The organism is Streptomyces sp. GB4-14, from assembly GCF_022696125.1.
Classification (GTDB): Bacteria; Actinomycetota; Actinomycetes; order Streptomycetales; family Streptomycetaceae; genus Streptomyces; species Streptomyces werraensis.
The window spans coordinates 2,493,649-2,508,131 of the sequence record NZ_RZHO01000002.1; the positions used below are offsets into that span (position 1 = coordinate 2,493,649).

The following is a 14,483-nucleotide window of genomic DNA, read 5'->3' on the forward strand; positions in this document are numbered from 1 at the left end:
TCGGTCGATGACGTTCCGACATCGTGCCATCGCACCGTCACCGCGTGGGGCGCGGGCCCGTCAGTCGTCGAGGTCACCCGTCAGCCCGCGTTCGTACGCGAGGAAACCGGCCGCACATGCGCCGGGCCCTCCCTCCGCGATACTGGCGCCGTGCCCTCCACCCCGCACCCCGTCACGCCCGACCCGCCGGAGCCGATCCCGCGTCCGCTGCTCACGCAGTCCTGGCTGGACCTGACGTTCGTGCACTGGGCGGCGGACCCGGCCGACGTGGCCCCGTTGCTGCCGCCGGGTGCCAGGCCCGACACCCTCGACGGCGTGACGTACGTCGGTCTCGTCGCGTTCCGGATGCACCGTGTGGGGTGGCTGCGGCTGCCGGGCGTGCCGTACCTGGGGAACTTCCCGGAGACCAACGTCCGCCTGTACTCCGTGGACGACCACGGCCGGCGCGGGGTGGTGTTCCTGTCCCTGGACGCTGCCCGGCTGCTCCCGGTGCTGGTCGGCCGCCTCGGCTTCGGGATGCCGTACGTCTGGTCGCGGATGCGCGTTCGGCACGTCGACGACCGCACCGTCACGTACACCGCCTCCCGGCGCTGGCCGGGGCCGCGTGGCGCGGGTACACGGCTCACCGTGCGGCGGGGCGAGGCGGTGACCGAGCCGACGGAGCTGGAGCACTTCCTCACCGCCCGCTGGGGCATGCACGGCGTGTTCTTCGGGCGGCCGGTGTACCTGCCGAACGCCCATCCGCGCTGGCCGCTGTACCGGGCCGAGCTGCTGGAGTGCGCGGAGGACCTGGTCGCGGCGGCGGGGCTGCCCGCTCCGGCCGGTGCGCCGGTCAGCGTGCTGTACTCGCCGGGCGTCCCCGCCCGCTTCGGCCGCCCGGCCCGCCCGGCGGGCATCCCCACGCCCTGAACGCGGGCGGGGCCGAGGGCGCGATGCCCCCGGCCCGCAAGCCGTACGCGTCAGATGATGCCCTGCGCCAGCATCGCGTCCGCGACCCGCTCGAACCCGGCGATGTTCGCGCCGGCGACGTAGTCACCGGGGACGCCGTAGCGCTCGGCGGTCTCCGCGCAGGTGGTGTGGATGTCGGTCATGATCCGGGCCAGCTCGGCCTCGACGTGGTCCGCCTTCCAGGACATGCGCGACGCGTTCTGCGTCATCTCCAGCGCGCTGACCGCGACCCCGCCCGCGTTGGCCGCCTTGCCGGGGCCGAAGGCGACACCGGCCTGCTGGAGCAGGTCGACGGCCTCGGGCGTGGTGGGCATGTTCGCGCCCTCGGAGACGGCCTTCACGCCGTTGCGGATGAGGGTCGCGGCGTCGACGGCGTTCAGCTCGTTCTGCGTGGCCGACGGCAGGGCGACGTCAGCGGGGACCTCCCAGACGCGCCCGCCGGGCACGTACCGCGCGGAGCCGCCGCGGCGCTCGGCGTACGTGCTCACCCGGCCGCGCTCGACCTCCTTGATCTGGCGCAGCAGCTCCAGGTCGATGCCCTTCTCGTCGACGACGTAGCCGCCGGAGTCGGAGCAGGTGACGGGGGTGGCGCCGAGGGCGGCGAGCTTCTGGATCGTGTAGATCGCGACGTTGCCGGAGCCGGAGACGACGGCCGTCTGGCCCTCCAGGTCCTCGCCGCGGGCGCGCAGCATGGCCTCGGCGAACAGCACGTTGCCGTAGCCGGTCGCCTCCGGGCGGATCAGCGAGCCGCCCCAGCCTGCGGCCTTGCCGGTGAGCACGCCGCCCTCCCAGCGGTTGGTGATGCGCCGGTACTGGCCGAAGAGGTAGCCGATCTCGCGGGCGCCGACGCCGATGTCACCGGCGGGGATGTCGGTGTACTCGCCGATGTGCCGGTACAGCTCCGTCATGAACGACTGGCAGAAGCGCATGACCTCGGCGTCGCTGCGGCCCTGCGGATCGAAGTCGCTGCCGCCCTTGCCGCCGCCGATGCCGAGCCCGGTGAGGGCGTTCTTGAAGATCTGCTCGAAGCCGAGGAACTTGATGATCCCGAGGTTCACCGAGGGGTGGAAGCGCAGGCCGCCCTTGTACGGGCCGAGGGCGCTGTTGAACTCGATGCGGAAGCCCCGGTTGACGTGGACGCGGCCGTTGTCGTCCGTCCACGGCACCCGGAAGATGATCTGCCGCTCGGGCTCGATCAGCCGCTCCACGAGGCCGGGGTCGGCGTACTCCGGACGGGCGGCGAGTACGGGGGCGAGCGTGTCCAGCACCTCACGCGCCGCCTGGTGGAACTCCGGCTCCGCCGGGTTGCGGCGCTCCACCTCGGCGCGGAGCTGCTCGAGCGAGATCTTGGGGTCGGGGCGTGAGGTCACGGGGGTCACGGGGTCCCTTTCTGGCACGGCCGGCAACCGGTTCGCGGGCGCGCACGAGATCCACGGGCGGGGAACCGGTGAGGAGCGCTCGGCGCCGTTGCCGCGCGCGGGACGTAGGACGCCTGTTTTGTATACGACAGGCAGCCCAACCCCTCCAGTGTTACTCCTGCGTTAAGCGGATACCAAGGGGCGAGTCGGATTGTCCGCCATCTGGACGCCGTGTACGGAGTGTGGACGTGACGTCGCGCGCGTCAGTGATCCGCGGCGGCGTGCGCGACGAAGCGGGTCCACGCGGCCGGCGTGAGGGCGAGACGGGGGCCGGCGGGGGTCTTGGAGTCCCGGACGTGGACGGTGCGGGGGGTTATGGCGACCTCGACGCAGGAATCGCCGTCCGGCCCGTCGCTGTAGCTGCTCTTGAACCAGACCGGCTCGGAAACGTCCCCGGCCGATGCCTTGTGGATCATGTCTCTCCCAGCATGTGCTCGATGAGGTCCAGCGACTCCCGCGGTGTGAGAGCCAGCGCCCGGATCGTCCCATAACGCAGGTCCAGGATCCGTAGCTGCTTCGGATCGAAGGTCGGTCGGCCGTTGAACGCGCCGTCGGACCGGCCCGCGGCCGTACCGTCGGCGAACTTCAGAATTTCGATCCTGCCGTTCAGTCCGGGATGGGCCCCGGCGCCCGTGGGCATCACCTGGAGCGTCACATTGCGCAACTGCCCTACCTCCAGCAGGTGTTCGAGCTGCCGACGCCACACCATTGTCCCTCCGACCGGCCGGCGCACGGTCGTCTCTTCCAGGACGAAACTGAGGGCCGGGGCGGGGCACCGTTCGAAAATCGCTTTGCGTGCCATCCGCGCGGCCACCAGGCTCTCGGTCTCCTCCTCGGTGTACGGCGGCTGCCAGGCGTCGAACAGGGCGCGCGCGTGCTCGGGCGTCTGCAACAGGCCATGGATGCTCAGCCCGACATACACACCCAGCTCAACGCACTTGGCCTCCAGTTCGGTCAGAGCCCGCACACTTTTGGGATAGCGGACGCGCCTGACGTCCTCCCACGCCGCCGCGAGCAGTCCGCCGGCCCTCAGCACCTCGTCGGCCCGCTCCAGATACTCCCGCCGCGGAATCCGCTTGCCCGCCTCGACCTTGTAGACGAGGTCCTCCCCGTACCCGACGGCCCGGGCGAAGTCGCACACCCGCATCTCCACGGCCTCACGCCGCAGCCTCAACTGCCGCCCCACGGTGGTGATGACGGCGACGCCCCACTCGTCGTCCGGGTCCACCTCCCACCCGGGCTCGTCCGCCTCCCCCGCACCCCGTACGACCTCACCGTCCACCGTCATCCCGCACCACCCCTCCGTGTCGTCCGCGGCACCGCACACACCGGCACCTCCCCCTGCCAACGAGCCGGACAGCGTGGACAGCACTGGACAACTCGTGGACGATCACGACAGACGAACTGATCTTCGACCGTGCAGGCTGCCGAACGGTGAATGCGCCACCGTGACGCGAACTTTGATGCTCCGGTGCCCCCAGCCGTCCCCCAAGCAAGAACTCGGGGGAAATCACCCCACCAAGCCCCACCCCTCCCGCCCGCAGGGCGTGATCACTCGGGCGGGTGAACATTCGCTGCTCAGCTGGCTTTTCGAGCCCTTGGCACCTCTACGCTCAGCGCAACACAACCCGAAAAAAGCTTCGGCCCCCGCCGGGATTGCCGTCCCAGTGCGAGGGCCTGACCACCAAGGAAGAAGCACCTTCCCGATGGATACTCAGAACCCTAGCGCGCCCTTGCGCGCCCAGTCAGCCGCCGAGGGCAATCCCACCCGTCCGCGTCACCACACCGGCGGTGTCATCCACGAGAACACCCGCCACACCACCCGCTTCACCGTGATCGGCAACCACCTCACCCAGCACAAGGAACTCTCGCTGCTGGCCATCGGGCTCGGGTGCCACATCCAGTCCCTCCCCACCGGCGCCCCGACCGACATCAAGTCGCTGGCCGCCCGCTTCAAGGAGGGCGCGACCCGTATCGCCGCCGCTCTGCGGGAGCTGGAGGCCCACGGCTACCTCCGCCGCGAACGCGTCCGCACCGCCACCGGCCGGATCATCACCCGCACCGTCTCCTGCAACCAGCCCGGCCACCGCCGCCGCCCGGCCGACACCGACTGCCCCGTGCCTCCCTGCTGCGACGGCTGCGACCGCGCCTTCCGCGCCCCGGAAACGGAGACCCACTGCCGCGACTGCCGCACGGAAGCCCTCGCTGCTCCCGCCTGAGCATGGAACCGCCCCGGACCGGTGACGGGCGACCGGGCCGGGGCGGCGATGTGGGGGACATGCGGGAGAACGCTCAGTGCTTGCGGTGCTTCGGGCCCTTCGGGCCGCCCTTCCCGCAGTCGTCGTGGCGGGCGTCCTTCAGGGTGTCGCGCAGCGCGTAGTACGCCGGCTTACGGTCGAAGTCGTCCGTCATGACCGTCGCGAAGCCCTCGCCCTCGAAGAACACCGGGACCCACGAGTACTTGTCGGTGAAGCCCCAGATGGTGAACGAGTTGCAGCCGTCGACCTCCAGGCACGCCTGCAGCATCCGCTGGTAGTACTCCGCCTGCTGCTTCTCCTGGGCCGGGGTCGGGAGCGAGCCCTCCGGCACGTCCATGCGGACGTCCAGCTCGGTAACCGCGGTCTCCAGGCCGAGCGCGTCGAAGCGGCGCAGGTTGTCGGCGAGGTCGCCGGGGAAGCCGTAGCGCGTGCTCAGGTGGCCCTGCACGGAGAATCCGTGCACCGGCACCCGCTGTGCGCGCAGGTCCTTCACCAGGGCGTAGTACGCGTCGCTCTTCGCGTTGACGCTCTCGACGTTGTAGTCGTTGAAGAACAGCTTCGCCTTCGGGTCCGCCTTGTGCGCCCAGCGGAACGCGTCCGCGACGATCCCCGGGCCGAGCTCGCGGATCCAGATGTTGTCCTGCGTGCGCAGGTTGCCCTGGTCGTCGAAGATCTCGTTCGCCACGTCCCACTGCTGGATCTTGCCCTTGTACCGGCCGACCACCGTGGTGATGTGCTCGCGCAGGATGCCGCGCAGCTCCTCCTTGGTGAAGTCGCCGTTCTCCAGCCATGCCGGGTTCTGGCTGTGCCACAACAGCGTGTGGCCGCGCACCACTTGGCGGTTCTTCCGGGCGAACTCGACGATCGCGTCCGCCTGTCCGAAGTCGTAGCGGTCGCGCTCGGGGTGGATGTAGTCCCACTTCATCTGGTTCTCGGGCGAGACCGAGCTGAACTCCCGCCCCAGGACCTTCCGGTACTCCTTGTCGTACGTGAAGGGGTCCGGGTAGTCCTGCTCCAGGTGGTGGCCGCCGCCCGCCACGGCGGTGCCGATCACGAAACCTTCGGGGGCGGCCGCGCGCAGCCGGTCGAACTGGGCGTGGGAGTGCTGCGGCGGCCGAGGGCCGGCTGACGAGGCGGCGGACGCCGAACCGCCGAGGAGCGGCAGGGCCAGTGCTGCGGTGGCGAGGGCCACGGTGGCGAAACGGAACGGTCTCATGCGGGGGCTCTCATTCCCGTCGTGTTCTCGAATGTTTCGAAGCTATAGCCGAAACATTAGGGATGGGCGGACGGTACGATCCGGCCGAGTGGCGCGTCAATACCCGTGCACGAACCGGGCCTTCGAGCCGCCTCACCCCACCGACGGGCGGATCACCTCCTCCGCCACCCACCGGGCGATGCCCTCGGGGAACGGCGCGGGCAGCCCGAGGACGACGTGCCGGAACCCCGCTTCCAGCGCCTCCCCCACGGCGTCCCGTACGGCGTCGGGCCGGCCGGTGTCGACCGGGAGGTGGATCGACCGGACGACCGAGGCGGGGTCGCGGCCGATGTCTGCGCAGTACCGGTCCAGCAGGGCGCTGCGCCGCACCACGTCGTCGATGTCGCCGCCCGGGACGTTCCACAGGTCGGCATGGGCCGCGGCCACGCGCAGCGTCGCCGACGACCGGCCGCCGACGAGGATCGGCGGGTGCGGGCGCTGCACCGGCTTCGGGTTGCCGAAGGCCCCCGTCAGACGGTGGTGTTCGCCGTGGAAGTCGAACGGCTTCTCCTCCGTCCACAGCCGCTTGATCAGCACGCAGGCCTCTGCGAGGCTCGCCACCGCCTGCGCCGGGTCGTGGAACGGCAGCCCGTGGGCCGGGTACTCGCGCCACGCCTCGGGCGGACGCGGGCGCGAGCCGACGCCTATGCCGAAGTCGAGCCGTCCGCCCGACACGACGTCGACGGTCGTCGCGATCTTCGCGAGCAGGGCGGGCGGCCGGAACCGGTTGCTGGTGACCATCACGCCCAGCCGCAGCCGCCGCGTCTGCGCCGCGAGGGCCGACAGCAGCGTCCAGCCCTCGAACGTCGGCCCGTCGGGGTCGCCGAAGATGGGCATGAGGTGGTCGAACAGCCAGGCGTGCTCGATCTCGGGGACCTCGTCCGCCTCGCGCCAGACGCGGACGATGTCGTCGTAAGCGACCTGCGAGGGCGCGGTCATGACGCCGAAGCTGGGCCGCCCCGGCCGGGCGGTCCGACGTGCGGTGTCGAGCATGGTCAAGGCCCCTTCCGGGTCGGGTGGCGGTGGTCAGCGACGGCGGCGCAGCGAGGCGTCGAGCAGCGCGGGCGGGGTGTCGAACTTCTCGCCGGGAGCCAGGTCGGTGCCCGGGGCGACGATCTCGTCGATCGCGTCGAGGACGTCGGCCGGCAGCACGGTGTCCGCGGCGGCGAGCTGTGAGCGGAGGTGGTCCACCGTGCGGGGGCCGATGAGCGCGGCCGTCACGGCGGGATGCGCGTTGACGAAGCCGAGCGCCAGCTGGATCAGCGTGAGCCCGGCCTCGTCGGCCACCTCGGCCAGACGCTCCACCGCGTCGTAGCGGGCCTGGTTGTGCGGCAGCGAGGGGTCGAAGCGCTCCGGCAGGACCCCCGAGCGGTGGGTGGCCACGTCCCGGCCCTTGCGCACCGCGCCCGACAGCCAGCCCGAGGCCAGCGGGGACCACGCCAGCACGCCCATGCCGTACTCCTCCGTCACCGGCAGGACGTGGGCCTCGATGCCGCGCTGCAGCATCGAGTAGCTGGGCTGCTCGGTCACGTAGCGGCTCAGCCGGTGCTCGCGGGCGGCCCACTGCGCCTGCACGATGCGGTACGCGGGGAAGGTCGAGGAGCCGAAGTAACGGATCTTGCCGGCGCGCTGGAGGTCGGTGAGGGCCGACAGGGTCTCCTCGTCGCTGGTCGTCGGGTCCCAGCGGTGCATCTGGTAGAGGTCCACGTGGTCGACGCCGAGGCGGCGCAGGCTGTCGTCGAGGGCGGTGAACAGCCAGCGGCGCGAGCCGCCCTGGCGGTTGCGCCCGCCCATCGGCATGGTGGCCTTGGTGGCCAGCACGATGTCGTCGCGGCGGCCGGCGATGGCCTTGCCGACCATCTCCTCCGACTGGCCCTCGCCGTACCAGTCGGCGGTGTCGATGAGATTGACGCCGGCCTCCAGCGCCGCGTCGACGACGGCGGTGGCCTCCTCCTGCGTGGTGCGCCCGATGGCGCCGAAGTTCATCGCGCCCAGAGCGAGGGTGCTGACCTGGACGCCGGTGCGGCCGAGGGTGCGGTACTGCATGCCTTGGTCTCCTCACGGGTAGGGAAACGGAACAACGTTCCGCTACGCCGCCAACGATACGGAACGACGTTCCGTTTAGCTAGCCGTGGCGGGAGACTCGGCCGTGCGGGGGCGCCCTCGGCGTGCGTGAGACCATGCGGAGGCATGCGGGAGACGGAGGAAAAGGCACGGTGAACGAGAGGGACGGCGACGCGGGCGACACCGCGTCACGGCGCAAGGACGCCCGGCGCAACAAGGAGACGCTGCTGGAGGCGGCCGCCGCGGTCTTCGTCACGTCCGGCGTGGACGCCCCGGTGCGCGACATCGCCTCCCGGGCCGGCGTCGGCCTCGGCACCCTCTACCGGCACTTCCCCACCCGGGCGGACCTGATCATCGCCGTCTACCGGCATCAGGTGGAGGCCTGTGCCGAGGCCGGCCCGGCCCTCCTGGAGTCCGCCCCGACCCCGCACGACGCCCTGCGGCAGTGGATCGACCTGTTCGTCGACTTCCTGGTCACCAAGCACGGCCTCGCCGCCGTGCTGCGCTCCGACCAGTCGGGATTCGAGGGCCTGCACGCGTACTTCCTCGACCGCCTCGTCCCCGTCTGCACCCAGCTGCTCGACGCCGCGCGGGCGGCCGGTGAGATCCGCGAGGACATCCCCGCCCTCACGCTGATGCGCGGCGTGGGCAACCTCTGCATCGGCGCGGAGGCCGACCCCGACTACGACGCCCGCCGGCTCGCCGGGGTCCTGGTCGACGGCCTCTGCCGCACCCGCTGATCCCCGGCGGCCGCCGGGCCCTCGGCCGGCCGCCGGGAATCACGTCGGTGCGGCCCCCGCCGTCTCAGCCCCGCAGAACGTCGCGCAGCAGCCTGGCGTTCTTCACGGTCTGGCTCGAGCCCTTGCGCGCGGCCAGCTCGTCGACCTCGGGGACGGAGCCCCTGGCCCCGGAACGGACGGCGCACTCGACGGCCAGCGCCAGGAGCGCCCCCGCTCCATTGACCGGCCTGTCGCGCAGCAGGGCGGGCAGGGCGGCTTCGAGTATCGACCAGACGGTCGCCCAGGCGCCGGTCTCGGCCGCCGCGCGCAGTGCGGCGGTGACCCGGGAGGGCATGAGCAGCCCGCACCGTGTCAGTGCCTGCCATTGTCCGGCGAGCAGCCTGGCGTCCAACTGCCGCTGCGCGGCGAGGACCAGCAGGGCGTCCACCGCCGTGTCCGCCTCCTTAGGGTCGCCGAGCCGCCGCGTGATCTGCCAGTGCGTCGCGTAGCCCGCGATGCCGTACGCCTCCGTCAGCCGCGGAAGCAGCAGGCGATTGGTCTGCTCCCCGAAGCGTGCGGCGACCTCGTCGCGGTGGTGCGGAAGTTGCGCGAGCATGAACGTACCGGGGTGGGGGTGACTCCAGCCGTAGGGGCCCAGGAGGGCCGCGGCGACCGGCGGGAGGGGCAGGTCGTGCCCCGTGCTGGGGTTCGCGGGGGCCCACTCGCCGGGTCTCGCGCCGGTCGGGTCCCCGGCCGGCCACTTGTCGGGGGTCGTGTCCCAGTGGGGCGCGCCGCCCCGGTGCAGCCACCGTGCCAGTCGCCGTCCGGCGTCCGAGCGGAGTGCGCCCGCCGCCTCCCGGACGCGCTCGTCGTCCGTGGGGGTGACCCGCAGCAGGGCCTGGGCCAGATCGATCGGCGCGGGGGTGACACCCAGGCTCTCGAACTCGGCGATCCGCTCCACCAGGGTGGCGGCGTCCACCGCCCCGTTGGCCCGGGTCGGCAGGGCCAGCAGGTAGGGCTGAGCGCCGGACTCGACCAGTCCGATGGCCTCGGTGAGCCGCGCCTTGAGCATGGCGCCCGGTTCGGTGATCCTCCCGTCGGCGCCCTGCGCCTCGAACAGCTCGTCGCGCCGGTGGATGTGCCAGTCCCTCGGCTCGTCGCCGCGCACCGCGGTCGCGACGTCGTACAGGTCGCGCTGTGTCACGTCCGCCCTGGAGCACCAGCAGTCGAACCCCGGCCGGATGCGCATGACCGGCTCCAGCGCCTTGGAGAGGGTGCCGCGGTCGAGGCGCGCGTGGCGGACCAGGCCGTCGAGGGCACGCTCGAAGGCGACGACGTTCTCACTGTCGGCGAGGAGCACCGCGAGCTCGGGGGCGACCTCGGCGGCCGAGGCGATCGCGTGGACCGGTTCCGGCTCGGGCGCTTCCGGCAGGAGGTCGGGCGGCGCCTCGTCGGACGGCCCCGCGGACGGCCCGCCGGTGTCCCGCACCGCCGGGCCGAACAGTTCGTCGGCGCGCGCGGACAGAGCCGGGTTGAGGAAGGCCGCGGCCTCACGCAGGCCGGACAGCACCTGCGCGTCCGCCACCGCGGGCAGATGGCGGGCCACCAGCTTGAGAGCGCGTTCCTGTAGGTCCACGTCGGAATGCTGGAAGGTGAGCGCCGCCCCGCCCACGATCCGGCCGGCGCGTGTGGCATCCCGTTTGGCCGCCCGGTCCAGCCAGGCGAGCTGGGCGCGCACCAGTTTCTTCTCCGGTCGGAGCAGGACGCGTTCGCAGATCTCGGTGAGGACGTCGTCCTCCAGGAGCCCCGCCGCGTCGAGTCCGATGAGGACGTCCTGGCCGTAGGCGGCCACCTGGGAGGACAGATCGAGCATCGCGACGTGGTCACGGAGCAGGGGCGCGTTCTCGGCCGGGGTGAGGGCGAGGGCCCGCAGGAAGGCGAGGGAATGCGTGTTGTCCTGGAGCAGGGACGCGATCATGGGCTCGGCGAGCAGGAGGCGTTCGCGAGACACCGAGGCGTGTTCCTCGGGGGTGAGGGCGAGCGACGTCAGCGCGACGGCGGCGTCGGGCCACCACACCCGGTCGGCGGCCAGGTGGGCGGCGAAGAAGCGCCGGACCAGCGTCGCACGGTCCACCAGGCGCTCGTCCTCGGTGGAGAGGAGGATGAGCGCGCCGACGTTGGTGTTCTCCAGTACGTGCCGCAGGCCGTGCCGCTTCAGGGTCGAGCGGAAGACCTCCACGAGGCCGAGCGGGACCGCCGGCCGACGCAGTGCCACGGGGAGGAGCACCGGTGTCAGCGCGTCCGCGCGCAGCCGTTCCAGGAAGCTGTCGCCGTGCAGGAACCCGTCGCGCAGACGCAGGGGAGGCGTGGTGCTCCCTCGGCGCCACCAGAGCCAGCTCGCGATGAAGCCGTCGGTGGTCGGGACGGGGCAGCCCGCGTCGTACAGAAGATGCTCGAGGAAGTCGAACCTGACGGTCTCCTCGGGTCTCAGCCGCTCGGCGAGCCGCGTGACCAGCTCGGCCCGCCACGCGACGGGCTGGAGATTCACGACGTCGAGGAGCCACGGGATGCTGCGGGACGACAGCGCCCAGAGGTTGGCGCCCTGCAGGAGACAGTCGGCCGCGGCCTCGGGGTCGGTCAGACAGCCGAGTTCGGCGGCGATCTGGGCATTCCTCAGCTCGTCGGAGCAGGCCCCCCAGCCGGCCCGTATCCTCGCGCGCCGCTCCTCCAGGGCGACGGCCTGTGCCGCGCGCTCCTGCGGGGTCAGGGCCGCGAGCGCCTTGACCACTCCCTCGACATCGCCCGCTTCCGCGAGGTGGACCAGGCTCGTCATGCTGTCTCCGCTCATGCTGTGACCGCCGTCGTCGCGTCAGTGGTGGGTGTGGCTTCCGTCGTGGGTGCGGCTGCCTCGCGCGTGCCGGCGCCGCGCACCATGCCCGCCGCGAGCACGTGCTTGCACGGTCCGCGTCCGCCCTGGTACCTGGCCCACCACAGGCAGGTACAGCTCGCCCGCCCGCCGTCGTCCACGCGGACCATGTGGGTGTGGGAGTCCTGCCCCACCCAGGCAAGCGCTCCGTCGAGCCGCACGGCTCCCTCCGCGACCAGGGCCCGCGCCCCGCGCAGCCGCGGATTGCGGGCCTCCGCGTCGCCGGCCGCCCAGGGCAGGTGGCGGTGGAAGTACGCCTGTTCGGCGAGGTCGTAACCGATCTGCCCCGAGGTTCCGAGCACCGTGAGTGCCGCGCGGACCCGTTCGGGCGCGAGGCCGGCCTGGGCGGCCAGTACGGCGACGTCCAGCGTCGGCTCCCAGGCGAGGAGTTCCGCCACCCGCTCGGCGTCGCGCGCCGCGGGCTCGGTGGCCAGGTCGTGGAGGACGCCTCCCTCGCCGGAGAACCCGCGCGAGGCGCTGGGCGAGAGCAGCAGCGTCAGCCGCATGCCGGGCAGCCCGACCTCCCAGGCCACGGCCGTGGCCGCGGGTCCGGCGGTCTCGGGGGCGTAGAGCCGCACGCCGGTCGCGTGCCGCAGCACGGGTGTCAGGACGGTCAGGCGCTCGGCGCCGGGCAGGCACACCGCGCCGGGCACCGGCCTGCTCACCGGTCGCAGGGTGCCCCCGGCGGGCACCACCCAGCGCGTGGTGCGGGCACCGGAGCCGCCGGTGAGGCGAGGCAGGGAGCGCACGACGGCGGCCGCCTGCGCGGGCGGCACCTCGGCGCGCAGCGCGAAGCCCGCCGCGAGGACCTGGGACTCGGCGAAGCCGCGCAGCCAGCGCTGCGGGAGAGGGACCTTCTTCTCCACGAAGCGGCCCTCGAAGGTGGTCGCCTCCACCCCTTCGGGGCCCACCCGCAGATGGAGCGGGTCGAGGCCGCCGAGCCCGGCGAGCGCCCGGCGCAGCGGGATGTTGATGTCGACGTTGGTCGTGCCGTGTCCGACGTCGTCCCCGTCGAGACCGGGGGCGAGGATGTCGAGGCGCGCGTGGACACCGCAGCAGCCGGAGAAGGACTCCATCCGTAACCGGTCCCCGTTGGCGGTGATCACCGGGTCGAGCGAGGCGGCGGAGCTGGGACGGTGGTAGCGGCCGGCCGCGACGTCCGCGACCACGAGCAGTGCGGCGGCCGCTGCCGTCGGGGCGGTCAGGAAGCCGTCGAAGAAGCGGGGACGCTCCGGCTCACCGCCGGGTGTGGCACCGCCCGAGGTCTCCAGGGCGAGGCTGCGGCCGGAGGGGGATTCCCGCAGTGCGGAAGCGTCCGCATAGGCGTAGGACTGGATCAGTTCTGTACTCACGCCCGCAGGCTACGGCCGGACGCTGACATCGTTCGCCGCGCGCCTCGAACGAGGGCTGCCGCTCGGGATCCACCGCACGCGGGCGGGGCCTTCGCCCTCCCGGAGGACGCCGCCCGCATGACGAAAGGGCCCGCACGACCGAAGTCGTGCGGGCCCCTTCAGGTGCTCGCAGCAGGAGCTACCAGGTCAGAACGTCACTTGACGATCTTGGTGACCTGGCCGGCGCCCACGGTCCGGCCACCCTCACGGATGGCGAACTTCAGGCCCTCCTCCATGGCGACGGGCTGGATGAGCTCCACCTTCATCTCGGTGTTGTCACCCGGCATGACCATCTCGGTGCCCTCGGGGAGGGTCACCACGCCGGTCACGTCCGTCGTGCGGAAGTAGAACTGCGGGCGGTAGTTGTTGAAGAACGGGGTGTGACGGCCACCCTCGTCCTTCGACAGGATGTAGGCCTGGGCCTCGAACTCGGTGTGCGGGGTGACCGAGCCCGGCTTGATGATGACCTGGCCGCGCTCGACGTCCTCGCGCTTGATGCCGCGAAGCAGCAGACCGACGTTCTCACCGGCCTGGCCCTCGTCGAGCAGCTTGCGGAACATCTCGATGCCGGTGACCGTGGTGGTGGTCTTCTCGGTCTTGATGCCGATGATGTCGACGGTCTCGTTGACCTTCAGGACACCACGCTCGATACGGCCGGTGACGACCGTACCGCGACCGGTGATCGTGAAGACGTCCTCGATCGGCATGAGGAACGGCTTGTCGACGTCGCGCTCCGGCTCCGGAATCGCGGTGTCGACGGCGTTCATGAGCTCGAGGACGGAGTTGCCCCACTCCTTGTCGCCCTCGAGGGCCTTCAGGGCGGAGACCTTGACGACCGGAACGTCGTCGCCCGGGAACTCGTACTCGGAGAGGAGCTCACGCACCTCGAGCTCGACGAGCTCCAGGATCTCCTCGTCGTCGACCATGTCGGCCTTGTTCAGGGCGACGACGATGTAGGGAACGCCGACCTGGCGGGCCAGGAGCACGTGCTCCTTGGTCTGCGGCATCGGGCCGTCCGTGGCGGCGACCACGAGGATGGCGCCGTCCATCTGCGCCGCACCCGTGATCATGTTCTTGATGTAGTCCGCGTGACCGGGGCAGTCGACGTGGGCGTAGTGACGCGTCTCGGTCTGGTACTCGACGTGCGCGATGGAGATGGTGATACCGCGCTGGCGCTCTTCGGGAGCCTTGTCGATCTGGTCGAAGGCCGAGGCCTCGTTCAGGTCCGGGTACGCGTCGTGCAGCACCTTGGTAATGGCGGCCGTGAGGGTCGTCTTACCGTGGTCGATGTGACCGATGGTGCCGATGTTGACGTGCGGCTTAGTCCGCTCGAACTTCGCCTTCGCCACTGGGGTCCTCCTGTGGAGTGGTTCTGTACGCCTTACTTCATCGGCGCCAGGTGATCTTTGCTGGGAAACCCGGGCCCGGGTCATTCCACCGGGTGACGGTGGAATGACCACTTGCAGGCTCCGGGGTCAAGCCTAAAGCGTTGTTACGGAGTCCG

The 14,483-nt window shown here is 71.6% G+C and carries 11 protein-coding genes and 1 pseudogene; 3 read left to right on the forward strand and 9 right to left on the reverse strand.

Annotated elements, in window-relative coordinates; translation table 11 throughout:
- The first annotated feature begins 150 nt into the window (after window positions 1-150).
- A complete protein-coding gene (locus ELQ39_RS12450) occupies window positions 151-909 on the forward strand; it encodes a YqjF family protein (RefSeq protein ID WP_242591914.1) in 759 nt (252 codons plus the stop codon).
- A gap of 50 nt (window positions 910-959) precedes the next feature.
- Here ELQ39_RS12450 and gdhA read toward each other — a convergent pair whose 3' ends face one another.
- The 3 genes from gdhA to ELQ39_RS12465 form a co-directional block, all read right to left on the reverse strand.
- Window positions 960-2,318: an NADP-specific glutamate dehydrogenase gene (gene gdhA, locus ELQ39_RS12455; protein WP_190005021.1), complete on the reverse strand. Its 1,359-nt coding sequence runs from the start codon at window positions 2,316-2,318 to the stop codon at window positions 960-962.
- A 251-nt stretch (window positions 2,319-2,569) separates the two neighbouring features.
- Window positions 2,570-2,782: a DUF397 domain-containing protein gene (locus tag ELQ39_RS12460; RefSeq protein ID WP_242591915.1), complete on the reverse strand. Its 213-nt coding sequence runs from the start codon at window positions 2,780-2,782 to the stop codon at window positions 2,570-2,572.
- Window positions 2,779-3,654, reverse strand: a complete 876-nt coding sequence (locus tag ELQ39_RS12465) for a helix-turn-helix domain-containing protein (RefSeq protein WP_242591916.1) — start codon at window positions 3,652-3,654, stop codon at window positions 2,779-2,781. Before ELQ39_RS12465 ends, ELQ39_RS12460 begins: the two co-directional genes overlap by 4 nt.
- Window positions 3,655-4,072: 418 nt before the next feature.
- Here ELQ39_RS12465 and ELQ39_RS12470 point away from each other — a divergent pair.
- Window positions 4,073-4,483, forward strand: a pseudogene (locus ELQ39_RS12470) (helix-turn-helix domain-containing protein); the annotation flags it as partial.
- A 175-nt stretch (window positions 4,484-4,658) separates the two neighbouring features.
- Here the strand turns inward: ELQ39_RS12470 and ELQ39_RS12475 are convergent.
- From ELQ39_RS12475 to ELQ39_RS12485, 3 genes are all read right to left on the reverse strand, one after another.
- The gene (locus ELQ39_RS12475) at window positions 4,659-5,840 is read right to left on the reverse strand and encodes an endo-1,4-beta-xylanase (protein ID WP_190004968.1); all 1,182 of its coding nucleotides are present in this window, start codon (window positions 5,838-5,840) and stop codon (window positions 4,659-4,661) included.
- Window positions 5,841-5,972: 132 nt separating this feature from the next.
- Complete coding sequence (locus tag ELQ39_RS12480; protein WP_242591918.1) at window positions 5,973-6,872, reverse strand: LLM class flavin-dependent oxidoreductase; 900 nt, start codon at window positions 6,870-6,872, stop codon at window positions 5,973-5,975.
- A 33-nt stretch (window positions 6,873-6,905) separates the two neighbouring features.
- Window positions 6,906-7,925, reverse strand: a complete 1,020-nt coding sequence (locus ELQ39_RS12485) for an aldo/keto reductase (RefSeq protein ID WP_242591919.1) — start codon at window positions 7,923-7,925, stop codon at window positions 6,906-6,908.
- Between the two features lie 170 nt (window positions 7,926-8,095).
- On the opposite strand from ELQ39_RS12485, the gene ELQ39_RS12490 reads away from it, so the two are divergent.
- The gene (locus tag ELQ39_RS12490) at window positions 8,096-8,683 is read left to right on the forward strand and encodes a TetR/AcrR family transcriptional regulator (RefSeq protein WP_190004971.1); all 588 of its coding nucleotides are present in this window, start codon (window positions 8,096-8,098) and stop codon (window positions 8,681-8,683) included.
- A 64-nt stretch (window positions 8,684-8,747) separates the two neighbouring features.
- Here the strand turns inward: ELQ39_RS12490 and ELQ39_RS12495 are convergent, their stop codons facing one another.
- From ELQ39_RS12495 to tuf, 3 genes are all read right to left on the reverse strand, one after another.
- Complete coding sequence (locus ELQ39_RS12495; RefSeq protein ID WP_242591920.1) at window positions 8,748-11,495, reverse strand: DUF7824 domain-containing protein; 2,748 nt, start codon at window positions 11,493-11,495, stop codon at window positions 8,748-8,750.
- An 11-nt stretch (window positions 11,496-11,506) separates the two neighbouring features.
- On the reverse strand, window positions 11,507-12,940 hold the full coding sequence (locus ELQ39_RS12500; protein ID WP_443334337.1) for an SWIM zinc finger family protein: 1,434 nt from the start codon (window positions 12,938-12,940) through the stop codon (window positions 11,507-11,509).
- A gap of 194 nt (window positions 12,941-13,134) precedes the next feature.
- Window positions 13,135-14,328, reverse strand: a complete 1,194-nt coding sequence (gene tuf, locus ELQ39_RS12505) for an elongation factor Tu (RefSeq protein ID WP_048458061.1) — start codon at window positions 14,326-14,328, stop codon at window positions 13,135-13,137.
- Window positions 14,329-14,483 lie beyond the last annotated feature (155 nt).